22 protein-coding genes and 1 pseudogene are annotated in these 24,642 nt (G+C 75.3%); 13 read left to right on the top strand and 10 right to left on the bottom strand.

Going from position 1 to position 24,642, the window contains the following annotated elements:
• Window positions 1-6 precede the first annotated feature (6 nt).
• Genes pcaB through BUE45_RS14855 form a run of 3 tightly spaced genes read right to left on the bottom strand, consistent with a single transcriptional unit; the run spans window position 7 to window position 3,675 of the window.
• Window positions 7-1,389 (bottom strand): nitrosuccinate lyase, encoded by a 1,383-nt coding sequence (gene pcaB, locus BUE45_RS14865; RefSeq protein ID WP_073379922.1) that lies wholly within the window; start codon window positions 1,387-1,389, stop codon window positions 7-9.
• Window positions 1,386-3,215, bottom strand: coding sequence for an FAD/NAD(P)-binding protein (locus BUE45_RS14860; protein ID WP_073379921.1), 1,830 nt, complete (start codon window positions 3,213-3,215; stop codon window positions 1,386-1,388). The genes pcaB and BUE45_RS14860 overlap by 4 nt, the downstream gene beginning before the upstream one ends.
• A 13-nt stretch (window positions 3,216-3,228) precedes the next feature.
• A complete protein-coding gene (locus BUE45_RS14855) occupies window positions 3,229-3,675 on the bottom strand; it encodes a carboxymuconolactone decarboxylase family protein (protein ID WP_073379920.1) in 447 nt (148 codons plus the stop codon).
• Window positions 3,676-3,885: 210 nt separating this feature from the next.
• Between BUE45_RS14855 and BUE45_RS14850 the strand changes: the two genes are divergently transcribed.
• Both BUE45_RS14850 and BUE45_RS14845 read left to right on the top strand, forming a co-directional pair.
• Window positions 3,886-4,716 carry an oxidoreductase gene (locus BUE45_RS14850; RefSeq protein WP_073379919.1) on the top strand — a complete coding sequence of 277 codons (831 nt, stop codon included), beginning with the start codon at window positions 3,886-3,888 and terminating at the stop codon, window positions 4,714-4,716.
• 56 nt (window positions 4,717-4,772) lie between these two features.
• The gene (locus BUE45_RS14845; protein ID WP_073379918.1) at window positions 4,773-5,330 is read left to right on the top strand and encodes a TetR/AcrR family transcriptional regulator; all 558 of its coding nucleotides are present in this window, start codon (window positions 4,773-4,775) and stop codon (window positions 5,328-5,330) included.
• Between the two features lie 24 nt (window positions 5,331-5,354).
• Here BUE45_RS14845 and BUE45_RS14840 read toward each other — a convergent pair whose 3' ends face one another.
• Together BUE45_RS14840 and BUE45_RS14835 are read right to left on the bottom strand one after the other, a co-directional pair.
• The gene (locus tag BUE45_RS14840) at window positions 5,355-6,194 is read right to left on the bottom strand and encodes a CPBP family intramembrane glutamic endopeptidase (protein ID WP_073379917.1); all 840 of its coding nucleotides are present in this window, start codon (window positions 6,192-6,194) and stop codon (window positions 5,355-5,357) included.
• 388 nt (window positions 6,195-6,582) lie between these two features.
• Entirely contained in the window at window positions 6,583-7,485 is a 903-nt protein-coding gene (locus BUE45_RS14835) for a helix-turn-helix transcriptional regulator (RefSeq protein ID WP_073379916.1), read from the bottom strand.
• A gap of 129 nt (window positions 7,486-7,614) precedes the next feature.
• Here BUE45_RS14835 and BUE45_RS14830 point away from each other — a divergent pair, with 129 nt between their 5' ends.
• The 3 genes from BUE45_RS14830 (at window position 7,615) to BUE45_RS14820 (ending at window position 11,390) form a co-directional block, all read left to right on the top strand.
• Window positions 7,615-8,637: a zinc-dependent alcohol dehydrogenase family protein gene (locus BUE45_RS14830; protein ID WP_073379915.1), complete on the top strand. Its 1,023-nt coding sequence runs from the start codon at window positions 7,615-7,617 to the stop codon at window positions 8,635-8,637.
• Between the two features lie 98 nt (window positions 8,638-8,735).
• Window positions 8,736-9,107, top strand: a complete 372-nt coding sequence (locus BUE45_RS14825) for an ArsR/SmtB family transcription factor (protein WP_073379914.1) — start codon at window positions 8,736-8,738, stop codon at window positions 9,105-9,107.
• A 3-nt stretch (window positions 9,108-9,110) separates the two neighbouring features.
• The gene (locus BUE45_RS14820; RefSeq protein WP_073379913.1) at window positions 9,111-11,390 is read left to right on the top strand and encodes a heavy metal translocating P-type ATPase; all 2,280 of its coding nucleotides are present in this window, start codon (window positions 9,111-9,113) and stop codon (window positions 11,388-11,390) included.
• Window positions 11,391-11,501: 111 nt separating this feature from the next.
• Here the strand turns inward: BUE45_RS14820 and BUE45_RS33840 are convergent, their stop codons facing one another.
• Both BUE45_RS33840 and BUE45_RS33835 read right to left on the bottom strand, forming a co-directional pair.
• On the bottom strand, window positions 11,502-11,780 hold the full coding sequence (locus tag BUE45_RS33840) for a LysE family transporter (RefSeq protein ID WP_281256349.1): 279 nt from the start codon (window positions 11,778-11,780) through the stop codon (window positions 11,502-11,504).
• A 170-nt stretch (window positions 11,781-11,950) separates the two neighbouring features.
• Window positions 11,951-12,106: pseudogene (locus tag BUE45_RS33835) on the bottom strand (LysE family translocator); the annotation flags it as partial.
• 184 nt (window positions 12,107-12,290) lie between these two features.
• Here BUE45_RS33835 and BUE45_RS14810 point away from each other — a divergent pair.
• Window positions 12,291-12,749, top strand: coding sequence for an Lrp/AsnC family transcriptional regulator (locus tag BUE45_RS14810; protein ID WP_073379912.1), 459 nt, complete (start codon window positions 12,291-12,293; stop codon window positions 12,747-12,749).
• Window positions 12,750-12,821: 72 nt separating this feature from the next.
• On the opposite strand, the gene BUE45_RS14805 is transcribed toward BUE45_RS14810, so the two are convergent.
• The 3 genes from BUE45_RS14805 to solA all read right to left on the bottom strand — a co-directional run bounded on the left by BUE45_RS14805 (window position 12,822) and on the right by solA (window position 16,014).
• Complete coding sequence (locus tag BUE45_RS14805; RefSeq protein WP_073379911.1) at window positions 12,822-13,850, bottom strand: ornithine cyclodeaminase; 1,029 nt, start codon at window positions 13,848-13,850, stop codon at window positions 12,822-12,824.
• Between the two features lie 159 nt (window positions 13,851-14,009).
• Complete coding sequence (locus BUE45_RS14800) at window positions 14,010-14,795, bottom strand: hypothetical protein (RefSeq protein WP_073379910.1); 786 nt, start codon at window positions 14,793-14,795, stop codon at window positions 14,010-14,012.
• The gene (solA, locus tag BUE45_RS14795; protein WP_073379909.1) at window positions 14,782-16,014 is read right to left on the bottom strand and encodes an N-methyl-L-tryptophan oxidase; all 1,233 of its coding nucleotides are present in this window, start codon (window positions 16,012-16,014) and stop codon (window positions 14,782-14,784) included. Before solA ends, BUE45_RS14800 begins: the two co-directional genes overlap by 14 nt.
• A 188-nt stretch (window positions 16,015-16,202) precedes the next feature.
• Between solA and BUE45_RS14790 the strand changes: the two genes are divergently transcribed.
• From BUE45_RS14790 to BUE45_RS14760, 7 genes are all read left to right on the top strand, one after another.
• A complete protein-coding gene (locus tag BUE45_RS14790) occupies window positions 16,203-17,174 on the top strand; it encodes a dipeptidase (protein WP_073379908.1) in 972 nt (323 codons plus the stop codon).
• Window positions 17,174-17,800: an MSMEG_1061 family FMN-dependent PPOX-type flavoprotein gene (locus BUE45_RS14785; RefSeq protein WP_073379907.1), complete on the top strand. Its 627-nt coding sequence runs from the start codon at window positions 17,174-17,176 to the stop codon at window positions 17,798-17,800. Before BUE45_RS14790 ends, BUE45_RS14785 begins: the two co-directional genes overlap by 1 nt.
• Window positions 17,800-18,735, top strand: coding sequence for a PDR/VanB family oxidoreductase (locus BUE45_RS14780; protein WP_073379906.1), 936 nt, complete (start codon window positions 17,800-17,802; stop codon window positions 18,733-18,735). The genes BUE45_RS14785 and BUE45_RS14780 overlap by 1 nt, the downstream gene beginning before the upstream one ends.
• Window positions 18,736-18,752: 17 nt before the next feature.
• Entirely contained in the window at window positions 18,753-19,967 is a 1,215-nt protein-coding gene (locus BUE45_RS14775; RefSeq protein WP_073379905.1) for a PucR family transcriptional regulator, read from the top strand.
• Window positions 19,968-20,106: 139 nt separating this feature from the next.
• Window positions 20,107-21,258, top strand: a complete 1,152-nt coding sequence (locus BUE45_RS14770; RefSeq protein WP_245833250.1) for a CaiB/BaiF CoA transferase family protein — start codon at window positions 20,107-20,109, stop codon at window positions 21,256-21,258.
• Window positions 21,259-22,057: 799 nt separating this feature from the next.
• Complete coding sequence (locus BUE45_RS14765; protein ID WP_073379903.1) at window positions 22,058-23,587, top strand: ABC transporter substrate-binding protein; 1,530 nt, start codon at window positions 22,058-22,060, stop codon at window positions 23,585-23,587.
• Window positions 23,588-23,663: 76 nt separating this feature from the next.
• Window positions 23,664-24,635 carry an ABC transporter permease gene (locus BUE45_RS14760; protein WP_073379902.1) on the top strand — a complete coding sequence of 324 codons (972 nt, stop codon included), beginning with the start codon at window positions 23,664-23,666 and terminating at the stop codon, window positions 24,633-24,635.
• The last annotated feature ends 7 nt before the right edge of the window (window positions 24,636-24,642 follow it).

Genomic DNA, 24,642 nt, shown 5'->3' with positions numbered 1-24,642 from the left:
GCCGGGTCAGCGCACCGGTGGGTCCGGGCGCGGCCCGTCCTCCAATGCCCGGTCGACGAGGTGCCCGGCCGCCCCGGTGTAGGCGGTCGGGTCCAGGAGGTCGGCGATCCGCTCCGGGGACAGCGCACCGGCGGTCGCCTCCGCCAGCAGGTCGGCCGGGCGTGTGCCCCCGGCGGCCCGCTGCGCCAGTCCTCCCGCCACCTCCCTGGCGGCGGCCCTGCCCAGCAGCGGAGCCAGGGCGGCGGCGACGCGCTCGGTCACCACCGCCCCCGCGGTCCGGTCCAGGTTGGCCCGCATCCGGTCGGCGTGGACCACCAGGCCGCCGGCGAGTTCGGCGCAGGCGTGCGCGGCGCCGCCCGCCAGCCGCAGGCAGTCGCGCAGCGGCCCCCACTCGGCGTGCCAGGCGCCGGCGGACCGCTCGTCCTCGCACACCGCGCACTGGTGCAGGACCGACGCCAGGGCCGGGACCCTCAGCGCGGCCGAGCGGATCAGCGTCGCCAGCACCGGGTTGCGCTTGTGGGGCATCGCGGACGACGCGCCCCGCCCGGCCACCGGCGGTTCGCCGACCTCGCCGATCTCGGTGCGGACCATGACCTGCACGTCAGCGGCGATCTTGCCCAGGGCCGAGGCCGTGCAGGACAGCGCCGATCCCAGGTCGGTCACGGGGGTGCGCAGCGCGTGCCAGGGCAGCGCCGGGACGTCGAGCCCCGTCTCCCGCGCGTACGCGGCGGTCAGCCGCTCGGCGTACCCGCCGGGATCCTGCCCGCCCGCGTACTCCAGGTATCCGGCGAGCGTCCCGGCGGCACCGCCCAGGGAGACCGGCGTGCGCACCGCGCCCAGCCGCTCGGCGGCGTCGCGCACGGACTGCCGCCAGCCGGCCGCCTTGAGCCCGAAGGTGGTGGGCACCGCGTGCAGGGCGAGCGTGCGCCCCGCCATCGGCGTGTCGCGGTGCGCGCGGGCCAGCTCCTCCAGGGCGTCCGCGGTGCGTCCGAGGTCGGCGACCACGAGCCGCACGGCCCGCGAGCACACGAGCATCGCCGCCGTGTCGAAGACGTCCTGGCTGGTCGACCCGCGGTGCACGTACTCGGCGGCCTCGGCGTCGTGCTCGGCCACCGCCCGGGTCAGCGCGCCCACCACGGCGATCACCGGGTTGGCGCTCTCCCGTGAGGCCAGCGCGATCTCCCGGACGTCGAGGCGGACGGAGCGGGCGACCGCGGTGACGGTCTCCGCGGCGTGCGCGGGCACCGTGCCCAGGCCCGCCTGGGCGCGGGTGAGCGCGGCCTCGGCCTCCAGCAGGGCGCGCAGCCACGCCGTGTCGCCGACCGCCTCCTCCACGGGGGTCCCCGCGTACACGGGGGAGAGCAGGCCGCTGTCGGGGCTCGGGTTCACGGGTCGGCCTTCCGTTGTGCGGGGGCGAGGGCCAGGGCGGCGCGGGCGATCGCGTCGGCGTCGGCCAGGGTCACCGAGTCCGCCCCGGGGCGGGCACCGACCGCCGTCGCCCAGTGCGCGCCCTCGGTGGGGACGCCGAAGGCGAACCGGCGCGGGTGGGCCCGCCCGCGGGCGTCGACCAGCCGCTGCGGGCGCCCGGTGACGTCCAGGCCGCCGCTCACGTGCGCGGGGCCCCCGGGGGTCGGCACCCGGTGGGGCGCGCCGGCGCCGGTCGAGGTCAGGTGCCGCAGCAGGGGGTCGGCCGTACGGCCCAGGTCGGGTTCGGGCAGGCGGGCCTCGACGAGGACCCGGGCGGTGACGCTTTCCCCGAGGGACGAACGGGCGGTGAACCCGGTCGCGTGCGCGCCCACGCGCATCCCCGGACCCAGGACGTCGAGTACCCCGGCCTCGATGAGCGCGGCCATCTCCTCCACCCGCGACAGCGGCGGGCCGATGGACAGGTGCGCGTTGAGCGGGGTGAACCACCCGTAGAGGTCGTCGCGGTGCGAGGCGCCGGTCAGGCCCCGGTGGTCGACGGCCCCCCGGATCTCGTTGCGCAGGTCGCGCAGCACGTCCAGGGCGGCCTTGACCGGGTCGTCGACGTTGCCGCCCCGGGCGGAGGCCGCGTCCCGGCGCAGGTGGTCCAGCAGCCGGGCGCGGTGGGAGGCGGGGCCGCCGCCGGTCGGAGAGGGGCGGCAGAGGCGGTTCCAGTCCCAGCGCCCGGTGATCCCCGCGCGGGACAGGACGTCCTCCCGCCGCTCGCGGGTGGGCGCGGACGCGTAGGCGTCGGCCAGGGACGCGCCGTCGCCTCCGCGGCGCGCCGCCAGCGCGCCGTAGTGGACGGCCTCGACCTCCCGGGCGATGAGCGGCCACAGGTCCGCCCGCAGGCTCAGCGGGCCCTGGGCGCGTTCGCGCAGGCCCAGGACGCGCCCGGGGGGCAGCAGCCGGGGCCGGTGGCGCGCCGAGGGGCCCTTCTGGTCGCGCCCCCGGGCGCGGTGGGGGATGCCGCGCCGGGAACCCGCCACCAGGCGGGGTTCGGCACCGCAGGGGCGGTACACCAGCCGGCCTCCGCGGCGCTCGTAGACTCCTCCGCGGCCCTCGGTGAGCAGCGCCATGTGGTCGAAGAAGGCCAGTCCCAGGCCCCGGAGGATGACGGTCTCGCCGGGGGCGACGTCCGACAGGTCGGTGTCGGCGGGGTTGGCCGGCGGCACGTGGAGCCGCCCCCCGGCCCCCGCCGGGGCCGCCTCCCGCGGATCGGGGGATGCGTCCGTGTGCCCCTGGCACAGGACGACCGCGTCCAGCCCGGCCAGCCTGCGGCCGTCGTCGAGCACCAGCACCTGCGGGCCCGCGTCGCCGTGCAGGGCGACCGCCCGGGCCCGGTGGACGTGCACGCGTACGTGTGCGGGGGCGCGGGCGACCACCCGGGCGAAGACGTCGGTGAGGTAGCGGCCGTAGAGGGCGCGCGTCGGGTACCCGTCGGCGTCCGGGGCGTCCCCCCTGCCGCGCGCCCACGCGTGGAGGGAGGGGCCGGGCTCCACCGGTCCCGCCATGGTGAGGCCGGCGTCGGTGAAGGCGGTGACCTGGGCGGCGACGGTGTTCATGAGCAGGTGGGGCGACTGGTCCACGCGCCAGACCCGCCCCGCGCCGGGCGGGTACGGGTCGACGGCGTGCAGGGCCACGGTCCGGTGGTGCGCGCGGGCGTTGGCGACCAGGCGTTCGAGGACCGCCAGCCCGCGCGGCCCCAGGCCCACGATGGCGAGCGCGAGCTCCGCGGTGTCGTGCGGCATGGTGGCTCCGCCGTCAGCGCACCGGCGGGGCCATGGCGGTGCCGACCCCCAGGCGGTTGTAGAGGTTGACCAGGCCGACGGAGGTGATCAGGGCGACCATCTCGCGCTCCGTCAGGTGGGCCGCGGCGGCGTCGTGGACCTCGTCGGTCAGACCGTGCTCGCCGAGCCGGGTGAGGGAGTCGGTGAGGTCCAGGACGGCGCGCTCGACGTCGGTGAACAGGTCGCCCGCCTCGCGCCAGGCCGCCACGAGCGCCACCCGCTGCGGGGAGTTCCCCGCCTCCAGGGACTCGCGGCCGTGCAGGTCGACGCAGAAGGCGCAGCCGTTGAGGACGGAGGCGCGGAGCTTGACGAGGCCGTGCAGGCCGGGGTCGAGCACGCCGTCCAGGACCGCGCCGAGGCGGACGAGTTCGGCGTAGGCCTCGGGGAGGTGGTGCGCCATCTGCGCGCGGGCGGTGCCCATGGTGTTCCTCGTGCTTCTGTCTCGGGGGCGCCGGCGGGGGCCGCCGGGCACAGGGAAGTTACCAAGGGTGACAGTGGCGGCGCGCTGGGTTTCCGAATGGTCGCTTGTGCGGCGTTCGGGTGGATCGGCGGTCGGGAGGGCGTGGGCTTGCACGAAAGTGAACCGTGGTTCATTATTAACATGAATGCTAGTTCACTTTAGGAGGCCGCCATGGCGGAGAAGAAGGTCGCGCTCGTGACGGGCGCGTCGTCGGGCATCGGGCGGGCCGCCGCCCTCGAACTCGGGCGCCGCGGGTTCGCCGTCTACGGCGGGGCGCGCCGGGTCGGCCGGATGGCCGACCTGCGCGCGCAGGGCGTGCGACCCCTCGCGCTGGACGTCACCGACGACGCGTCGGCCCGGGAGGCGGTGGCCGCCGTCGCCCGGGAGGCCGGGCGCCTGGACGTCCTGGTCAACAACGCCGGGTACGGCTCCTACGGGGCGGTGGAGGACGTCCCCCTGGAGGAGGGGCGGCGGCAGTTCGACGTCAACGTCTTCGGCGCGGTCCGCCTCACCCGGGCGGTGCTCCCGCTGATGCGGGAGCGGGGGAGCGGGCGGATCGTCAACGTCACCTCGGTCGGGGGGCGCGTCCACACGCCCCTGGGCGCCTGGTACCACGGCACCAAGTTCGCTCTGGAGGGCATGAGCGACGTGCTGCGCCTCGAACTGCGGCGGTTCGGCGTCGACGTCGTCGTGGTCCGGCCCGGCGGCACCCGCACCGAGTGGGGCGGCATCGCCGCCGAGCACCTCCTGGCGACCTCCGGCGACGGCGTCTACGGGGCCCAGGCGCGCCGCCTGGCCGCCGGGATGATGACCGGGTCCGCCGCGGAGCGCGTGCCCGAGCCCGCGGTGGTGGCGCGGGCGATCGCCGCCGCCGCGACCGCCCGCAGACCCAGGACAAGGTACGCGGCCGGGTACATGGCGCGGCGGATCCTGCTGTTGCGCGGGCTGCTGCCCGACCGCGCCTTCGATAGGCTCGTGGACAGGGCCCTGGCCGGAGCCTGACCGCCCGCCGCGGGCGGCGGGGACGGGGCCCGCAGAGCCCGGAGAGGGGGCGCGCGATGCGCGCGGACGCACGCCGCAACCTGGAGCGCATCCTCGACGCCGCCCGCGAGCAGATCACCGCGCACGGCCCCGACGTGTCCATGCAGCGGATCGCCCGCGCCGCCGGGGTGGCGGTCGGCACGCTCTACCGGCACCACCCGACCAAGACCCACCTGGTCCAGGCGATCCTCACCGAGCACTCCGCGGCCATCCTCGCCCGGGCCGAGGAGGCGGCGCGGTCGGCGTCCGCCCCGGGCGAGGCGATGGCCCGGCTGGAGGAGATGCTCGCGGACCTGCTGGAGGAGGCCGCGCGCAACCGGGCGGTCAAGGAGGCCGCGGCCGCCCTGGGCGCGGGCCGGGTCACGACGGAGCAGGAGGAGCGCGGCCGGACGGCCGTCGCCTCGCTGCTGCGCGCCGCCCTCGCCGACGGCGACCTGCGCCCGGGCGTCACCGCCGACGACGTCTACCTCATCATGGCCGCCGCCCCCGCCTCGCTGGACGGGGCGGCCCGCCGCCGCTGGCTGGAGATCGTCCTGGCGGGCATCGGCACCCGGCGCACCACCCTGGAGCCGTGAGCCCGCGGGCCCCCGGGGCGGTCCTCAGGCCACGGGGGCGCTCCGCTCGGCGCGGCGCTTCTCCATCCGCCAGACGATGAGGACGCCGATGACCTCGGCCAGCACGAACAGCAGCATGTAGGGGCCGCCCGCACCGGCCGAACGGTCCTGGCCGATTCCGCCGCCGGAGGAGAACACCGCGCCGATCCCCATGGCGAAGACGTTGTTCACCACGTGGAAGGCGATGGCTGGCTCCAGGCCCCGCCCGATCAGGGCCATGACGGCGGTGCCCCCGGCGAGGCCGAGGTAGTGGACGAACATCCACGGGTCGGCGCTGGTGTGCAGCAGGGCGAACAGCAGGCTGCTGAGAACGATCCCGGCCACCAGCGCCGGCCGCGCCGCCCGGAACCAGGACCCGTAGGAGGCGGTCAGCGCGCCGCGGAAGACGATCTCCTCGGCGGCGGCCTGGAACGGGGTCGTCAGCAGCACCACCGCGAGCAGCGCCACGGTGGTCCCGGTGACCGCGAACGCCGAGAGCGGGGACGGGTTGACGAGATGGACCGCGAGGTTCACCACCACCATGAGCAGGGCGAAGATCCCCGTGTAACCGAACAGGCGGCGCCGGCTGAACGCCCGGCCCACGGTGAGGAGGTCGGACCAGGAGACGCCGGCCGCCTTGGACATCACCAGGAGCACCACCGGGACGATACCGATGATCGCCAGGTTGGTCGCCAGGTACGTGAGCGGCGTCAGCGTCCTGTCCTGCGGGTCCTTGCCGAGCAGGCCGATCTCGACCACGGCCGCGGCGCCGGTCAGCAGCAGTTGCAGCAGGTACGTGGCGGCGACGACCGCCGCGGTCAGCAGCACCGGGACCCACCAGCGCATGCGCAGGTGCGCGCCGAAGGGCCGCGTGCGGTCTACGTGTCGGTCGTGTCGGTCGTTCGTGTCACGGATGGGAACACACCTTCGCATCGCACTCGGAGTCGGTCGTCGTGTGCGCGGCGACGCACGGTGTCGGTCCGGTTCCGCCGCGCTGACGGAATGCGTGTCCTCACACGGGCCAGCTAAACCACCGCGGCACGTTCCGGGGCGTACGGGACACGGCGGACGGCCCGTGTCCGGCCGCTCCGCGCGCCGCCGACCCGCGGCGGGGCGCGCACGCCGGCGGCGGTCCGTGGCCAGGGGGCCGGGCCCTGCCCGACGCGCACCCGACCCGGGGTCCGCGCTCCGCGCCGCCTGGGCCCGTGCGGCCCGGTCCCGGTCCCGCCGGCGGCTAGGAGCCCTCGGCCCGGGGCTCGGCCGCCACCGCGGTCCCGGCCCCGTCCCCGTACTCGCTGGCGGCCCAGGAGGCCAGCAGGCTCATCCGCTCGGCGGACGGGGAACCGGGCTCGGCCGCGTAGATCGTGAGCGTCAGCCCCGGTTCGGCCTCCATCTCCAGCCCCTCGTAGGCCAGGGTCATTTCCCCGACCACCGGGTGGTGGAACGTCTTGAACCCGGTGCCGTGCCGGCGCACGTTGTGCGCGCCCCACAGGCGGCGGAACTCCTCGCTGCGGGTGCCCAGCTCCCCGACCAGGTCGTGCAGCTCCTTGTTGCGCGGGTCGCGCCCCGCCTCGGTGCGCAGGAGCGCCACCGTCACCTCGGCGAACATCTCCCAGTCCGGGTAGAAGTCGCGCGCCCTCTCGTCCAGGAACGTGAACCGGGCGATGTTGGGCGGCGACCCCGGCATGGCGAAGGTGTCCTTGTAGAACGCCCGGGCGAGCGTGTTGGCGGCCAGGAGGTCCATCCGCCCGTTGCGCACGAACGCGGGCCCCGCGGTGACCGCGTCCAGCGTCCACTGCAGGCTCGGGTGCGGCGTCCAGCACCGGGGGTTGCGGCGCCTGCGCGGCCGGGCCACCGGGCTGGCCGCGTGGGCGAGGTCGAACAGGTGCGCGCGCTCCGCCTCGTCCAGGCGCAGCGCCCGCGCCAGGCTCTCCAGCACCTCGGGCGAGGCCCCGCTCAGGGAGCCGCGCTCCAGCCGGGTGTAGTACTCCACGCTGACCCCGGCCAGGGTCGCGACCTCGCTGCGGCGCAGGCCCTGCACCCGGCGGTTGGTCCCGGAGGGCAGCCCGACCTCGTCGGGCGTCACCCGCGCCCTGCGCGTCGTGAGGAACTCCCGGACCTCGGCTCGGTTATCCATGCACCCACGGTAAACCGCAGGTCGGGGCCGAAGGAGTCCCTGACGGTACCCCCATCGGCCGGGACTCCCTCACGCGCGGCGGCCGTGGTGTGGTGGAGGCGCAACCGAGCGAACGAGGATGAAGAGGACATGCGCGCTGTCGTCATGCACGCACCCGGGGACGTCCGGGTGGAGAACGTGGCCGATACCGAGATCATCGAGCCCACCGACGCGGTCATCCGCGTCACCGCCGCCTGCATCTGCGGTTCGGACCTGTGGCCCTACCGCGGGATCGAGGAGGTCGACGGGCCCGCGCGGATGGGCCACGAGTACATCGGCGTCGTCGAGCGGGTCGGCCCCGCGGTCCGGGACATCGGGGTGGGCGACTTCGTCGTCGGCTCCTTCGTGGCCTCCGACAACACCTGCGAGATCTGCGAGGCCGGGTTCCAGTCCCGCTGCGTCCACCAGGTGATGATGGGCGCCATCGGCACCCAGGCCGAGTACGCCCGCATTCCGCACGCCGACGGCACCCTGGTCAAGGTGCCCGGGGAGCCCACCGAGGCGCAGGCGCGCAGCCTGCTGGCCGCCTCCGACGTGCTGGGCACCGGCTGGTTCGCCGCCGTGGCCGCCGAGGCCGGCCCCGGCAAGACGGTGGCGGTGGTCGGCGACGGAGCCGTCGGGCTGCTGGGCATCCTGGCAGCGAAGCGCCTGGGCGCGGAGCGGATCATCGCCATGTCCCGCCACGCCGACCGGCAGGCGCTGGCCCGGCGCTTCGGCGCCACCGACGTCGTCGAGGAGCGCGGCGAGGCCGGCGTGGCCAGGGTCAGGGAGCTGACCGGCGGCTACGGCGCCCACTCCACGATCGAGGCCGTGGGCACCCAGGAGTCCATGATGCAGGCGATCCACTCCACCCGCCCGGGCGGGCACGTCGGCTACGTCGGCGTCGCGCACGGGGTGGAGCTGGACGGCATGGACCTGTTCTTCTCCACCGTGAGCCTGCTGGGCGGGCCCGCGCCGGTGCGCCGGTTCCTGCCCGAGCTGGTCGGCCTCATCATGTCCGGCGAGATCGACCCCGGGGCGGTCTTCGACCTCACCCTCCCGATCGAGGAGGCGGCCGAGGGCTACCGGGCGATGGACGAGCGCCGCGCCACCAAGGTGCTGCTCACGCTGTGACCGGTGCGCGGTGCGGCCCCGGGACGCGTCCCGGGGCCGCACCGCCGTTTCGGCGGACCACGTTGACCCTACATATCAACGAACGTTAGTTTGTTGGTATGTCCTCCGACTCCTGTGAACTCCTCTGCCTCGACCTGCCCCAGGCCGAGGCGGTCCGCGCGCGCGTGCCCGCCGGCGACCACATCCGGCCCGCCGCCGAGCGGGCCCGGGCCCTGGCCGACCCCACCCGGCTGCGCATCGCCCGCGCGCTGGCGGTGGGGGAGGAGCTGTGCGTGTGCGACCTGGCGTGGGTCTGCTCCTCCTCGCAGAACCTGGTCTCCCACCACGTGCGGCAGCTGCGCACCGCCGGCCTGGCGGCGTCGCGGCGCGACGGCAAGCTCGTGATGTACCGGCTCACCGACACCGGGCGGGCCCTGCTGGCGCTGCTGCTGCCCGAGGCCGAGGCCGCACCCGCGCCAGGGGAGGGCTGAGCCGTGTCCGACCTGTGCTGCGGTGACAACGGCGTTCCCGGGCCCTCCCGGAACCGCCGACCGCCGGATCCCGTGCCCGCTCCGGGTGCCCCGGCCGCCCCGGGGCGGGGCCCGGCCCCGGCCGCCTGTTCCTGCTGCGCGGACGGTGGCGGCGGCCACGGCAGCCCGGTCGCCGTTCCGGCTCCGGGTACCGTCGGCCCCGGTGGGGACGGTGGCAGCGGTCCGGGCCGTGCGCCCTCCGCCGCTGACTCCTGCGACGACGGCCGCCGCGCGGACGATGATCACGGTCGTGTCGCCGTCGGGTCCGCCGCTGCCGCCGACGACGGGTGCGGCGACCCCACCTGCGGGGCGCCCGCCGCCGAACCGGAGGAGGCACCGGGCGCCTGGTGGGACTCGGCCGCCCTGCGCTGGGCCGCTGCCGCCGGGGTCCTGTGGCTGGCCGGGCTGCTCGCCGGGTGGCTCACCGGAGCCCCCCTCCTCGCGACCGCGCTGTTCGCCGCCGCGGTCGCCGCCGGCGGGCGGACCTTCGTGCCCGGCACCCTGCGGGCCCTGGCCCGCGGAAAACTGGGCGTGGGCACCCTGATGACCGTGGCCATGGCCGGCGCCGTCCTGCTGGGCGAGGTCGGCGAGGCCGCCATGCTCGCCTTCCTGTTCTCCCTGGCCGAAGCCCTGGAGGACCACGCCGTGGCCCGCACCCGCCACGGCCTGCGCGCCCTGCTCGACCTGGTCCCGGCGCGGGCGACCGTGCTGCGCGGCGGGCGCGAGACCGCCGTCGCCCCCGCCGACCTGCGGCCGGGCGACGTGCTCCTGGTCCGCCCCGGGGAGCGGATCGCCACCGACGGTACCGTCCGCGCGGGCCGCTCCACCGTGGACACCTCCACCGTCACCGGCGAGTCCGTGCCGGTGGAGGCCGTCGCGGGCACCGCCGTGTTCGCCGGGACCGTCAACGGCGGCGGGGCGCTGGAGGTGGAGGCCACCGCGGCGGTGGCCGACAACTCCCTGTCCCGGATCGTGCACATCGTCGAGCGCGAACAGGCCCGCAAGGGCGCCGCCCAGCGCCTGGCCGCCCGGATCGCCCGCCCGCTGGTGCCCGGGGTCCTGGTCGCGGCGGCGCTGATCGCCGTGGCGGGCTCGGTGCTCGGCGACCCGGCGGTGTGGATCGAGCGCGCCCTGGTCGTGCTGGTGGCCGCCTCCCCGTGCGCCTTCGCGATCTCCGTCCCGGTCACCGTGGTCGCCGCGGTCGGTGCCGCGAGCCGGTCCGGCGTGCTGGTCAAGGGCGGGGCGGCCCTGGAGGCATTCGGCACCGTCCGGGTCGTGGCCCTGGACAAGACCGGAACGCTCACCCGCAACGCCCCCGCCGTGGTGGCGGTCGAGCCCGCCCCCGGGCGCACCCGCGACGAGGTGCTGGACGCCGCGGCGGCCCTGGAGGCCCGCAGCGAGCACCCGCTCGCCGCCGCGATCCTGGCCGCGCGCCCCGACCCCGTGCCCGCCCGCGACGTGGAGGCGGTGGTCGGCAGCGGCCTCACCGGGACCTCCGCCGAGGGGATCCGCCTGCGGCTGGGCCGCCCCGGCTACCTCGACCCCGGGCCCCTGGCCCCGGCCGTGGCCCGGCTCCAGGAGGAGGGGGCGACCACCGTCCTGGTCGAGGCCGGGGGAGAGGTGGTCGGCGCCGTCGCCATCCGCGACGAGCTGCGCCCCGAGGCCGTCGGGGCGGTCGCGGCCCTGCACCGGATGGGCGTGCGCACCGTCATGCTCACCGGCGACAACGGGCGCACCGCCCGCGCCCTGGCCGCGCGGGTCGGCGTCGGCGAGGTCCACGCCGACCTGCGGCCCGAGGACAAGGCGGCGCTGGTCGCCGGGCTGCGCCGCCACGGCCCGGTCGCGATGGTCGGCGACGGCGTCAACGACGCCCCGGCCCTGGCCGCCGCCGACACCGGGATCGCCATGGGGGCGATGGGCACCGACGTCGCGATCGAGACCGCCGACGTGGCCCTGATGGGCGAGGACCTGCGCGCCCTGCCCCGGGCCCTGGCGCACGCCCGCCGCTCCCGGCGGATCATGCTCCAGAGCCTGCTGCTGTCGGGCGGCATCCTGCTGGTCCTGGTCCCGCTGTCGGCGCTGGGGGTGCTCGGGCTGGCGGCGGTCATCCTCACCCACGAGCTGGCCGAGGTCCTGGTCATCGCCAACGGCGTCCGCGCCGGACGCCTCCCCGTTCGGGGCCGTGGAGCCGGGGACGCGGGACCCGCCGGGGCCGCCCGGGCCGTCGGCGCCCCGGCATCCTGACGCCGCGCGGGCCGGGTCGCTCGCGCCCCGGCCCGCGCGGGTCTCGGCCGGGGCGCTCGCGCCCTGCGGAGCGCGGTGCCGGGCCGGGTCGGCCGGGTCGTCCGGCAGGTGTCAGCCCGCCAGCCGTTCCGCGGCCAGCAGGACCGCCGCCGCGATCATCGCGCCGCCCGAGACACGGCCCACGGCCCGCGCCGCCCGCGGGCGCGCCGCCAGCACGGCCCGGGAGGCGTGGCCCACGACCAGGTAGACGACGGCACAGCCGAGCACGTGGACCGCGCCCAGGGCGAGGATCTGGACCGGGACCGGCCAGGGGGCGCCGGGGTCGGTGAACTGCGGAAGCAGCGCCAAGAACAGCAGGAAGACCTTGGGGTTGAGCCCGCTGACCCCCAACCCGCGGACCGCCCACCCCGCCCGGGGGGCGCCGTCCGCGTCCGGGGCCGCGCTCGGGACCGGGGGGCGCCGTCCGCGTCCGGGGCCGCGCTCGGGACCGGGGGGCGGGCGACCATGCCCGCCCCCAGCCAGAGCAGGTAGGCAGCGCCCGCCAGGGTCAGCGCCGACAACACAGAGGGGGAGCCCGCCACCAGGGTGCCCACCCCGGCCGCCACGACCAGGGCGGCCAGCAGGTGCCCGGCCAGCATCCCGGCCACGGCGGGCACGACGGCACGCCCGTGCAGCCCCGCCGCGACGGCGTAGGCCCAGTCGGCCCCCGGGGTCATCACGAACAGGACCGACACCCCCCAGAACGCCGCCACCGTCGCCGAATCCATCGCTTTGCCGCCTCCCCTGCCCGCGCCGGCCCCGGTCCGGGCCCGCTCTCACCTGGGAAGATTAAGGCGAAACACGCGCAATGTGCTTGCGACTTCTTGCGCTGAACGGCGATTTCAAGGGAAGATCTCGCGTATGGACGAGGTTGACAGGAAGATCCTTGCGGAGCTCCAGCGCGACGGGCGGCTCACGGTCACGGAACTGGCGGAGCGCGTCCGCCTCAGCGTCTCGCCCTGCCACCGCCGGGTGCGGGCGCTGGAACGGTCCGGGGTGATCAGCGGCTACCGCGCGCACCTGGACGCGTCCGCGCTGGGACTGGACTTCTCCGCGTGGGTGTTCGTGACGCTGCGGGAGGGGGACCGCGCGGCGGTGGGCGCCTTCGAGGAGGCCGTCGCCGGGGTGCCGCAGGTGGTCCAGGCCCAGCGGTTGTTCGGGGAGCCCGACTACCTGATCCGCGTGGTCGCGCGGGATCTGCCCGCCTTCCAGGCCCTGTACGACGAGCACCTGTCCGCGCTGCCCGGGGTAGGGCGCCTGACCTCCACCCTGGTCATGAAGGACCTCATCAGCGACCGCCCCCTTCCGCTCGGCCCCTGACCCGCCGCTCCGCGCTCCGGCCGCGCGGGCCGCCCCGGCCCCGGCCGTGCGCGGCCGGGGCCCGCCCGGTCCCTACCCCACCGGCTTGAGGGAGTGCACCAGGGAGAACAGGTCCTTGGGGTCGTCCGGGTCCGCCACCAGGTCGATGAACGCCTGGAGGTCCGTCCCCTCGGTGGAGTCCCGCAGGAACCGCAGCGCCGAGAAGTCGGCGATGGCGAAGCCGACCGAGTCGAACACCGTGATCTCGTCCCCGCTCTGGCGCCCCTCCTCCTCGCCCGTGAGCACCTTCCAGAACTCGACGACCGGGAAGTCCGGCTCCATCTGCTGGATCTCGCCCTCGATGCGGGTCTGCTCCGGGTACTCCACGAACACGCGCCCCCGCCGCAGGATCTCCGCGTCCAGCTCGGTCTTGCCCGGGCAGTCGCCGCCCACCGCGTTGACGTGCACCCCGGGCCGCACCTGGGCGGAGCCCAGCACCGTGTTGCGCGCCTTGTCGGCCGTGCAGGTGGTGACGACCTCCGCCCCGGCCACCGCCTCGTCGACGGAGGCGGCGTCGGTCACCCGGAACCCCAGCGGCTCCAGGTTGCGGCGCAGCTTGCCCACCGCCGCCGGGTCCACGTCGAACACGCGCAGCTCCTCGATGCCCAGCGCGGCGCGGAACGCCAGCGCCTGGAACTCCGCCTGCGAACCGGCCCCGACCATGGCCATGCACCGCGCGTCCGGGCGGGCCAGGGCCTTGGCGGCCATGGCCGAGGTCGCCGCGGTGCGCAGCGCGGTCAGCAGCGTCATCTCCGCGAGGAAGGTCGGGTAGCCGTTGTCCACGTCGGCCAGGACCCCGAACGCCGTCACCGTCTGGAACCCGCGGGCGGGGTTGAAAGGGTGCCCGTTGACGTACTTGAACGCGTAGGTCTCGTGGTCGGAGGTCGGCATCAGCTCGATGACGCCCAGGGGCGTGTGGCTGGCGATGCGGGGGGTCTTCTCGAAGTGGTCCCAGCGGCGGAAGTCCTCCTCCAGGTAGGCGATCATCCCGCCCATGAGGCGTTCGACGCCCTCGCGCCGGATCCACCGGGCCATGTTCGCGACATCGACGAACTGCGTCACTTCACTGCTCCTTACGCGGTGCCCGCCCGCGTGCGCCGCGGCGGCGATCCGTTCGTGTACAGGGGATTCGTGTACTGGGGAAAGAGGGGGCGCGCAGGTCCGGAGGGGCGGACCCCCGTGCCGGAGTGCGGCCGGCCCGGCGGGCCGGGCGGCGGGCGCTCAGGCGCCGGCGCCGCCCCTCCCGCGCACCGGCGGGGCCGCGACCGTGAACCGGTCGCGGTCCAGCACCTTGTCGCTCAGGCCCGCCCGGGCTCGGTACTCCCCGGTGAAGCCCAGGGACGCGTCCGTGGTCCCCGCCGCGCACAGCGCCGAGAGCGCCTCGTCCGCGGACAGCTCCGTGTAGCCCCGCGCGTCCGGGGCCCGGTCCGCGAACCGCTCGGCCCGCTCCCCGCCCAGGAGGTCGGCGGAGATCCTCGCGCAGCGCCGGATCAGCGGGACCGAGGCCGGCGAGGGTCGCACCGTCCACGTGTGCTCCCCGCGGACCGGCGTCGTGGTCAGGACCGTGCGCAGGCGCCGGGCGGCGAGCTGGGCGGCGTGGAGCATCACGACGCCCTCGGCCCCCGGGCCGACCGGCAGGACGAGGCGGGTGACGCCCCGGTCGTTGACCGCGGCGAGCAGCTCCTGCGGGTCGGGCGGGACGACGACCTCCTTGCTCTGCGGCCACACGTCCAGCGGGCTGTGGCGCCCGGTGAGGCCGCCCACGTGGAAGACGAAGAAGTCGGGGTACAGGTAGAAGTCGCTCTCCGCGGCGCGCATTTCCTCGTAGAACGCGCCCACGCAGGCCAGCAGCAGGGGCGCGGCCCGGAGCACGTCCCCGGGCTCCAGCGCCACGACGCCCAGGCGGTCCTGCGCGGTGAACCCCGGGAGGAGGTCGGCGAACCCCGCGGGGGCGCCGTCGCGGGTGTAGCCGAACTCGCCGGTCCGCAGCAGGTCAGCCGTGTGCATGGGCCTGCTCCCCGCTGTTCTTCTCCGCGGTCTCCAGCTTGAAGGTGACGGGGTATGCGGGGTCGGAGACGGCCGGGCGGTCGAGGCCGAACGCGTCGATGGGGTACGGGGTGGTGCCCTCCGTCTGGAGGTCGGCCAGGATGCGGCCGACGAGGCTGCCGAACTTGGCCGCGTGCCCCGCCCCGTTGAAGACCGCCACGTGCGGGTGGTCCGGCAGGGTGTCCAGCAGGAAGCCGCGGTCGGGGGTCATGTCGTAGACGCAGGTGCGGTGGGCCAGGGCAGGCCCGGCGGACCCGGGCAGGTGCTCGCGCAGGAACGCGGAGAGCAGCTCCCCCTCCACGTCGTCGCCCTCGAAGACCCGGTCCCCGCTCTCGATGAACCGGCTGCGCATGTCCCGGCCCAGCTTGGTGGCGGCCTCGCCATAGACCGGGAAGCCGTAGTAGGTGTCCGCTCCGCCGTGGTGGATCCAGACGGGGTGCCGCTCCGGGGTGAAGTCGCCCAGGTTCGGCCCGCTGAAGTAGCTGACCTGCTCCTGGGACAGGGTGAGGGGGAAGTCCAGGCCCAGGTCGGACATCAACGCGCCCATCCAGGAGCCGGCCGCCACGACCAGCCGGTCCGCCCGGACGGTCTCCGGGTCCCCGTCCGCGGTGCGGACCCGGACGCCGACGCCGTCCGCGGACAGCTCGACGCCGTCCACCGTCCCGGTGCGGAACTCCACCCCCGCCGCCAGGGCGAGGGAGGTGTGCGCGCTCACCGCGCGGCGCACGTCCAGGATGCCGGCGTCGGGCTGGTAGATGCCGCCGGTCTCGTCGGAGACCCGCCACTGCGGGAACCGCCGCCGGATGTCGTCCGCGGTGAGCCGCTCGTGGTCGAAGCCCAGGTCCTCCAGGACGCGCCGGGACCTCTCGATGTAGTCGTGCCCGGCCGTCCCCGCCTCGGCCAGGTCCAGCCCGCCGGTGGTGGTGACCAGGGGCAGGCCGCTCTCCCGCTCCACGTGGGCCCAGGCCTCGTACATGGCGTCGGTCAGGCCCGAGTACGCTGCGGAGGGATACACCCGCCGGATGATCCGGGAGTGGTCCCCGAAGGCGCCGTAGGGGTGGAGCATGCCGAACCGGTCGAGGACGAGAACGCGTTCGGCCCCCTGCCTGCTCAGCCAGTAGGCGGTGGCCGATCCGACGGTTCCGGCGCCGATGACGATGTGGGAATACCCCTTCGACATGGAAGCCCCCTGTTCTGCGCTGTCTGCACGTATGGACCCGGGTCCATGTTCTGCGGGGCCGTGCCGGGTTTCGACCTATAGAGATCGAAGGTTCCCCGGAGGCCGTGCGACAGATGTAGGAAAGCCCATGTGGGACTTTCAACGTCTGCCCGGTGCGCGGTACCGGCGGCGTTGATTGGATGGGGCGCATGGTTCACGGCATCACCGTCGACGGCTGCAACCCCAGCAACTGGGACGACCCCGGTGTGTACGACAGCCTCGCCCGCGGAAGGGTCACGGCGCTCAACGCCACGATCGCCATCTGGGAGGGCTTCGAGGAGACCGTCGACGCGACGGCCGCCTGGCACCGGCGCTTCCGGGAGCGGGCGGACACGCTGCTCCAGGTCAGGGGCAGCGCCGACATCGTGCGCGCGCATGAGACCGGCCGGACGGGGATCATCCTGGGCTGGCAGAACATCGCGCCCATCGGCAACGACATCGAGCGGCTCGAAGCCTTCCATGTGCTCGGCGTGCGCGTGGTGCAGCTCGCCTACAACGTCCGCAACCTGGTGGCGAACGGGTGCTACGAACCCCACGACGAGGGGCTCAGCCTCTTCGGGGTCAAGGCGGTGCGCAGGCTCAACGACCTGGGCGTCCTCGTCGACCTCTCCCACGTGGGCGACCGGAGCGCGCGGCACGCGATCGAGGTCTCCGAGGCCCCCGTCGCCTTCACCCACGCCCAGCTCCGCGAGTTCGCCGACCACCCGCGCAACAAGCCCGCGGAGCTGGTCCGGGCCCTGGTGGACCGGGGCGGCGTGATCGGGGCCAACGCCTACCCGCAGTTCCTCCCCGGGGGGTTCGACTCCACCCTCTCCGACTACCTGGACGGGCTGGAGCGGCTGGTCGAGGTGGCCGGCGTCGACCACGTGGGCATCGCCACCGACCAGTGCGAGGGCCGCGACGCGGACTTCTTCGCCTCCCTGGCGCGGCTGCACGGCACCACGCCCCACTTCGACGCGGGGCCGTACCGCCCCAACCCCTCGGTCGCCGGTCTGGAGACCAACGCCGAGATCCCCGACATCGCCTCCGGGCTGCGCGACCGGGGGCACACCCCCGAGGAGGTCGACAAGATCATGGGCGGCAACTGGATGCGCCTCTACCGAGAAGTGTGGGGTGCCTGATGGCCCGACGGCCCGAACCCATGTCCCTGGAGCGGGTGCGCGAACTCGTCGGCGAGCCGAGCGAGGCCGCCGTCGGCAAGGTGCGGGACCACGTGGACCACCACGTCCACCGCTTCATCGCGCACTCCCCGTTCGTCTGCCTGGCCACCGCCCACGCGGACGGCACCGCCGACTGCTCGCCCCGCGGCGACTACCCGGGGTTCGTCAAGGTGCTGGACGAGCGGACCCTGGCCATCCCGGACCGGGTGGGCAACAACCGCCTCGACACCTTCGAGAACCTCGCCACCGACCCGCGCATCGGGCTGGTCTTCCTGGTGCCCGGCCACCACGAGACGCTGCGCGTCAACGGCACGGCCTACCCCACCGAGGACCCCGACGTGCTCGCCCGCCTGGAGGCCGAGGGCAAGACGCCCAAGGTCGCCATCGTCGTCCGGGTGCGGGAGGTCTACCTGCACTGCGGGCGGGCTGTGCTGCGCTCGCGGATCTGGGACCCCGAGAGCTTCGCCCTGGCCGAGCTGGTCCCCACGCTGGGCGAGGTCATCGCCGACCGCCTGGGGAACCCCGCGGTCAGCGCGGACGCCATCGACGCGGACCTGGCCAGGACCGCCTACAAGACCCTCTACTGATGGGCGCCGCACCCGGGACCGCCCCCGTACTGGTCGTGGAAGAGGTCCGGCCCGTGGCCGAGGGCGTGCGCGCCGTCACCCTGCGCGCCCCCGACGGCGGGGCGCTGGCGCCCTGGACGCCCGGCGCCCACATGGACGTCGAACTCCCCAACCGGCTCAGGCGCCAGTACTCGCTCTGCGGCGACCCCGCGGACACCGCCCGCTACCGCATCGCGGTCAAGCACGAGGCGCTCAGCCGCGGGGCCTCGGAGTACGTCCACCTGTTCCTGCGGCCCGGCACCGCCCTGCGCGTCTCGGAGCCCCGGTCCACCTTCCCCGGGCGGACCGCCCCGGGCACCCTCTACATCGCGGGCGGCATCGGCATCACCGCCGTGCTGGCCATGTACCTGCGCGACGTCCGCGACGGCCGCGGCCCCGCCCTGCGCTACGCCGGGCGCGGCCGGGCGGGCATGCCCTTCCTGGACGAGCTGCCCGGGACCGGGGACGTCGTGGTCGCCGCCGCGGACGAGGGGCGCCGGCTCGACCTGGCGGCCCTGGCCCGGGACGCGGCGGACGGCACCGAGGTCGTCGCCTGCGGGCCGCCGCGCATGGTCGCCGCGGTCGAGGAGACCTTCGGCGCAGAGCGGTTCGGCCCGGTGCACGTCGAGCGCTTCCGCGCCGAGCCGCGGTCCTTCGCGGACGACGCCCCCTTCACCGCCGAGTGCGCGCGCAGCGGCAGGACGGTCGCGGTCCCCGCCGGGGAGACGCTCCTGGACGCGCTCCTGCGGGAGGACGTCGCCGTGGCGGCGGGCTGCCGCGAAGGGGTCTGCGGCTCGTGCGCGGTCACGGTCCTTGACGGCGAGCCCGAGCACCGCGACCTCCTGGGCGCGCCGCCGGGGCGCATGTACCCCTGCGTCTCCCGGAGCACGACGGAGAAGCTGGTCCTGGACCTGTGACTCGGTACGATCGGGAGATGGACGCCATCACGGAGCTGGCCGAGCGGCTCGCCCAGCGGATCAGGCGAAGTGTGGCCGTCGACGACACCGACCTGCGCCTGCTGGGGTCCAGCACCCACTTCGGGGACGCCGACCCCCTGCGCCTGACCTCCCTGGCCAACCGGCGCATCGAGGGGCCCGTGCGGGAGGCGACCTTCGCCGCCGGGTTCCCGCACTGGCGCTCGCCCCGGCGCGGCCGGGCCCTGGGGATCGAGGGACACGAGTACGACCGGATGGCCTTCCCGCTGCGCTCCCGGTACGGGCCGCTGGGGGTCATGTGGGTGATCCTGCGGGGCGAGGACGAGCTGTCCGACGAGGAGATGGCGCTGTGCGTCTCCGCGGCGCACGAGATGGAGCGCGTCCTGGCCTGGCAGCACCAGGACGGGCTGGAGTCCGCGCTGGAGGTCGAGGCCCTGCTGTTCGCCCTGCTCTCGGACGCGGAGCAGGACCGGGCGTCCGCCGCGCGCGACCTGACCGACCTGGGGTACTTCGAGAACGCGGACGAGGTCACCGCGCTCGCGGTCGTCGGCGCCGAGCCCTGGCCCGCCCGGACCGCCGACGAGCGGGCCGAGGTGCTGCGCCGCTCCCTGCGCCAGGCGGTCCAGCCGCAGTGGGACCGGTCGGCGGCCTTCGCCGTCGCCGAGGACCACGCCTTCCTGCTCGTCGGGGGCCGCGGCGCCGCGGCCCGGACGGACTGCGCCAGGGCCGCGGAGCGCGCCGCCGCCCGGGTCGCCCCGCTGGACGCCGGCCTCGCCGAGGGGCTCCGCTTCGGGGTGGGCTCGGCGGTCCCGCTCGCCGAGGCCTCGCGCTCCTACGACCACGCCCGCACCGCCGCCCGGATCGCGGTGGACCGCGGGCGCCCCGTCGCCTTCTGGGACGAGCACCCCCTGGAGACCCTGGTGGAGGCCGCCGTCCGGTCCCGGATCGACGCCTCGCTGGTCCCGGAGCTGGTCAGGGAGACGGTGGAGTCCCAGCCGGAGGAGCTGCTGCGGACGGTGGCGTGCTTCCTGGAGCAGGCCGGCAGCGTCGCCCGCACCTCGGACCTGCTGCACCTGCACCGCACCACCGTCTACTACCGCCTGCGCCTGTTCGAGAAGGAGACCGGGCTGTCGCTGGACGACGGCGGCGACCGATTCCTGCTCCAGCTCTGGCTGGCGGTCCGCGGCAGGGTCGGGCCCCCGCCCGGCCGCTGAACCGCCGCCGACCGCCGCGGCCCGCTGCCGCCGCCCCGCCGGGGCCGGGCCTGGGCGCCGCCGCGCACCCGGACCCGCCGACGCCGGACCCACCGGTGAAGGCCCGACCGAACCCCACTGCGGGAGGAAGAGCGTGGACATGGACTCAGGGGAGACGGGCGGCCCGCTGGCCGGCCTGAAGGTCGTGGAGGTCTCCAGCGTGGTGATGGCGCCGATGGCCGGGAGGCTGCTGGCCAAGCTGGGGGCGACCGTCGTCAAGGTGGAGCCGCCGGGCGGCGACGTGGTGCGCCGCATCGGCGCGAGCGCCGCGCCGGGGATGAGCGGTGCCGCGCACTCCCTGGGCGACGGCAAGTACAACATCGCGGTCGACATGAAGACCGACCGGGGGCGGGAGGAGCTGCGCGGGCTCCTGCGCTCGGCCGACATCGTCCTGACCAACCACCTCCCGTCCCGGCGCCGGGGCTACGGCCTGGACTGGGAGTCCGTGCGGGCCCTCAACCCGCGGGCGATCCTGTGCACGGCCCAGGGCTACGCCAGCGACTCGGAGCTGGCCGACACCCCCGCCTACGACGACACCGTCCAGGCCGCCTCGGGGGTGTGCGACGTGTACGCCAAGGCCGGGGACCGCCCGCGGTACGCGCCCTACGTGATGGCGGACAAGATCTGCGCGCTGACCATCGTGTACTCCGTCCTGGCCGCGCTCCACCACCGGGACGAGCACGGGGCGGGGCAGTGGGTGGACGTGCCGATGGTGGATGTCATGGCCGACTTCACCCTCACCGAGCAGCTCAACGACTTCTCCTTCGTCCCCCCGAAGGGGCCCGCCGGCTGGCACCGGACGCTGGCGCCCAGCCGCAGCCCGCACCGGTGCCTGGACGGGTGGGTGTGCGTCCTGCCGTACTCGGACCGCAACTGGCGCGACTTCCTGCGCGTCTCCGGCGCCCTCGCGGAGGGGGAGGAGGCGCCGTTCGCCACCAACCAGGAGCGCAACGAGAACATGGAGGAGGTGCAGGCCGCCATCGCCGCCTACGCGGCCGGGCGGACGACCCGGGAGATCCTGGGCGAGTGCGGGGAGGCGGGCATCCCCGTGCAGCCGGTGCGGACCCTGGAGTCCCTGGCCGGGGACGACTACCTGCGGGGGCGGGGGACGGTCGAGGAGGTCCGCCACCCCCTGGGGCACACGTACCTGCGGACCTCGCCCAACATCTCCTTCAGCGGGGCGCCGCTGCGGCCCGTGCGCCCCGCCACCGGGATCGACGCCGACCGCGAGGACGTGCTCGGGGACTGGTGACCGGTCCGGGTGCGCGGTGGCGCTCCCGCGAGCCCCGGGTCCGACCCCGGGGGACCCGTGCCCCGGCGGACAGCGACGGGTCGCCGCGGCGGCCGGTGCCGCGGTGCGAGGGCCGCTCTCCCGGGCGCCCGCGACCGGGAGAGCGGTCCTGGGAGGCGCCGGTGCGCCGCCCGGGGACCCCGTGGCGGGGTCGTGTCCCCCGACGTGGTGTGATGTCGTTCGACCCCGGCGTCACAGGGGCGACGGCCCGCTGACCAGCGGGCCGCCCCCGTGCCAACGGTCCGGCGTGCGCACACCGCTCGGCGGGACACCGTCCGCGGCGGCCGGTGCGCGGCCGGATTCCCGCCCTCCCGCGACCCGGGGCCGGGTGTCCGGCCCGGCGGGAGGCGGGACGGGACGGCGTCGGTCCGCACCCGGCCCGGGGACGCCCCGTAACCCGGCGGACTCGCGCCCGACCCGGGGGCGGGCTCGGTGCGTCCGCCCGGTCACCGGCCCCTACGGATGTCGAAGGCGTCCGGGGGAGCCTTCAACGCCTGCCCGGTGCACCCCTGCGGCGTTCCGGCTTGTATGGAGCCCCGGCCCACGGGACCGGGGCGCCGGGACCGGTCCCCGACCACGCGCGGGGCGGGCCGTTTCGACATCTGTAGGAGAGGCCGCCCCAGGTTTTCAACGCGTGAGCGGTGACCTTCTCCCCTGGACTTGCTTCCATTGAGACCCGGATCACACCTCAGGTGTCATCCGCACCCCATCGACCGAGAGGAACACCATGTCGAGAAGCCAGGGCAGGGGGAGACACGCGGTGCCGGCCCTCCTCTGCGCGGGGGCGCTCGCGCTCACCGGGTGCACCACGGGCGGCGACGGTGCCCAGGCGGGGACGGACACGATCCGGGGCGCGTGGATCGAGGACCCCACGACCTTCGACCCCGCCCTGACGCAGACCACGGACGACTACCGGGCGGTCCGGCTCGCCTACGACACCCTCGTGCGCCGGGACCTGGACGGCGAGTTCATCCCCGGCCTCGCCGAGTCCTGGGAGGTGGCCGCCGACGAGGTGACCCTGACCATCACCGAGGGGCGCACCTGCGCCGACGGCACCGAGATCACCCCCGCCGTCGTCGCCGACTCCCTGGCCTACCTCGCCGACCCCGCCACCAACTCCCTCCACACCAGCGGCGTCTTCGGCGGCGGCGAGGCGACCGTCACCGCCGACGAGGCCGCCGGGACCGTCACCATCGCCCTGGGCGAACCGCACTCGGAGGTGCTCCCCGGCCTCTCCATCCCGCAGGCCGGGATCATCTGCCCCGCCGGGCTCGACGACCTCGACGGGCTCGCCGCCGGAACCGTCGAGGGCGCGTTCAGCGGCCCCTACGTCCTCACCGAGTCCCGCACCGGCGTGAACTACCGCTTCGCGCTGCGCGAGGACTACGACGCCTGGACCGAGTACTCCGAGCCCCTCCCCGGCACCCCCGCCGCCACCCTCGAATTCGCCGTGGGCGCCGAGGACGCGGTGGCCAACCAGCTCCTCACCGGGGAGATCGACGTCGCGCCCATCGAGGCCGAGGAACTCGGCCGGTTCGAGGGCGACGACTCCTACACCTTCACCACCGCCGTCACCGGCGAGTACTACGTCATGTTCAACCACCGCGAGGGGAGCCCCTTCGAGGACGAGGAGCTGCGCCGCGCCGCGGCCCACCTCATCGACCGGGACGCCCTGCGCGAGATCGTCGACCCGGAGGGGTCGCTGATCGCGACCCTGGGCGACGAGAACATGCAGTGCGCCAACACCGACGAGTCGCTGCTGCTGGAGCAGGACATGGACGCCGCCGCCGAGGCCCTGGACGGCGTCTCCGTCGACGTGCTGGGCAGCCACGCCATCGGCCCCAACGGCGCCGCGACCATCTACCTCCAGGAGCAGCTGCGGGCGGCGGGCGCCGAGGTCGAGCTGCGCAACACCGACGTCGGCAGCTGGGTCAGCCAGATCTACGACGAGCCCGACACCTGGGACGTCACCGTGTACGCCACGGTCAACAACCTGGGCACCATCTCCTGGGGCCTCACCACCGTGATCGGCGCCCCCTACGGCGACGGCGGCCGCAACCTCACCCACTCCGACAACCCCGAGGCCGCCGAGGCCGCGGAGGCGGCCCTGACCGCCGCCTCCGAGGAGGAGATGTGCGGGCACTGGGAGACCGCCCAGCGCGCGGCGCTCGACGCGGTCGACTTCATCCCGCTGTCGACCGTGACCCAGTCGATCGTCGGCCGGGACGGGTTCTCCGTCGCGACCCCCGGAGGCCGCGAGGACGCGACCACCCTGCGGGTCCTGGACTGACACCCGACCGCGCCGCCCCGGGCGGACACCGGACCCCTCCCGGGGTCCGCCCGGGGCCCGAGCCGCTGAGAGCACCATGTACTCGATCCTGACCAGGCCGTGGCCGGCCTTCCTGCTGCGCAAGACCGCGGAGCTGCTGCTCGCCCTGGCGGCGCTGACCGTCATCACCTTCGCCATCGTCCACCTCATCCCCGGCGACGCCGCGCGCGTCGTGGCCGGAGTGGACGCCTCCCCGGAGCAGGTCGAGGCCACCCGGGTCCGCCTGGGCCTGGACCAGCCGCTCCTGGCACAGTTCTGGAACTACCTCGCGGGCCTGTTCACCGGCGACCTCGGCACCTCCTACCGCACCGGGCAGCCGGTCGCCGACGTGATCGCCGCCCGGCTGCCCTTCACCGCCTCCATCGCGCTGTTCGGCATCGCGGTCACCCTGGTCGTCTCCCTGGCGCTGGGGCTGGCGGTGGCCGGGCTGACCCGGGGCAACCGCAACCCCTGGCTCGACTCGGCCTTCGGCTGGACCACGGGCATCGTCCTGGCCCTGCCGGTCTACGTGATCGGCGCCGTGCTGATCGTGGTCTTCGCGGTGAACTGGCGGGTGCTCCCGGCCGCAGGCGCGGACTCGATGGCCTCCTACGTGCTGCCCACCGTCGCGATCGCCTCCGGGCCCATCGCGTCGATGTCCCGGCTGGTGCGCCGGGAGGCGGCCGTGGTGCTCGAACAGGACTACATGCGCACCGCGCGCGGCTGGCGGATCAGCACGTTCCGGCAGTTCGCCAAACACGCCGTCCCCAACCTCCTGGCCTCCACGCTGACCCTGTCCGGGCTCATCCTGGCCGGCATGATCGGCGGGGCGATCATCATCGAGAGCGTCTTCGCCTGGCCCGGCCTGGGCCGCGCCGTGGTCGAGTCCATCATCGACCGGGACTACCCGCTGACCCGGGGCGTCGTCCTCACGGTCGGCGCGGTCGCGGTGGCGCTCAACATCGCCATCGACATCGTCCTCGCCCTCGTCGACCCCCGCACCCTCCGAGCCGGGAAGGCCCTCGCATGAGCGCAGT

The organism is Nocardiopsis flavescens (assembly GCF_900141985.1).
GTDB classification, from domain to species: domain Bacteria; phylum Actinomycetota; class Actinomycetes; order Streptosporangiales; family Streptosporangiaceae; genus Nocardiopsis; species Nocardiopsis flavescens.
Note: the sequence above shows the minus strand (reverse complement) of the source record. Positions and strands in the feature narration are given on the sequence as shown.

Coding starts and splice junctions, on each gene's coding strand:
- BUE45_RS14830 (WP_073379915.1), top strand. CDS start 7,615: ATGCGCGCTGTCGTCATGCACGCACCCGGGGACGTCCGGGTGGAGAAC.
- BUE45_RS14845 (WP_073379918.1), top strand. CDS start 4,773: ATGCGCGCGGACGCACGCCGCAACCTGGAGCGCATCCTCGACGCCGCC.
- BUE45_RS14770 (WP_245833250.1), top strand. CDS start 20,107: ATGGACTCAGGGGAGACGGGCGGCCCGCTGGCCGGCCTGAAGGTCGTG.
- BUE45_RS14855 (WP_073379920.1), bottom strand. CDS start 3,675: ATGGGCACCGCCCGCGCGCAGATGGCGCACCACCTCCCCGAGGCCTAC.
- BUE45_RS14800 (WP_073379910.1), bottom strand. CDS start 14,795: ATGCACACGGCTGACCTGCTGCGGACCGGCGAGTTCGGCTACACCCGC.
- BUE45_RS14780 (WP_073379906.1), top strand. CDS start 17,800: ATGGGCGCCGCACCCGGGACCGCCCCCGTACTGGTCGTGGAAGAGGTC.
- BUE45_RS14840 (WP_073379917.1), bottom strand. CDS start 6,194: ATGCGCTGGTGGGTCCCGGTGCTGCTGACCGCGGCGGTCGTCGCCGCC.
- BUE45_RS14835 (WP_073379916.1), bottom strand. CDS start 7,485: ATGGATAACCGAGCCGAGGTCCGGGAGTTCCTCACGACGCGCAGGGCG.
- BUE45_RS14825 (WP_073379914.1), top strand. CDS start 8,736: ATGTCCTCCGACTCCTGTGAACTCCTCTGCCTCGACCTGCCCCAGGCC.
- BUE45_RS14810 (WP_073379912.1), top strand. CDS start 12,291: ATGGACGAGGTTGACAGGAAGATCCTTGCGGAGCTCCAGCGCGACGGG.
- BUE45_RS14760 (WP_073379902.1), top strand. CDS start 23,664: ATGTACTCGATCCTGACCAGGCCGTGGCCGGCCTTCCTGCTGCGCAAG.
- BUE45_RS14785 (WP_073379907.1), top strand. CDS start 17,174: ATGGCCCGACGGCCCGAACCCATGTCCCTGGAGCGGGTGCGCGAACTC.
- BUE45_RS14775 (WP_073379905.1), top strand. CDS start 18,753: ATGGACGCCATCACGGAGCTGGCCGAGCGGCTCGCCCAGCGGATCAGG.
- solA (WP_073379909.1), bottom strand. CDS start 16,014: ATGTCGAAGGGGTATTCCCACATCGTCATCGGCGCCGGAACCGTCGGA.
- BUE45_RS14860 (WP_073379921.1), bottom strand. CDS start 3,215: ATGCCGCACGACACCGCGGAGCTCGCGCTCGCCATCGTGGGCCTGGGG.
- BUE45_RS14850 (WP_073379919.1), top strand. CDS start 3,886: ATGGCGGAGAAGAAGGTCGCGCTCGTGACGGGCGCGTCGTCGGGCATC.
- BUE45_RS14790 (WP_073379908.1), top strand. CDS start 16,203: ATGGTTCACGGCATCACCGTCGACGGCTGCAACCCCAGCAACTGGGAC.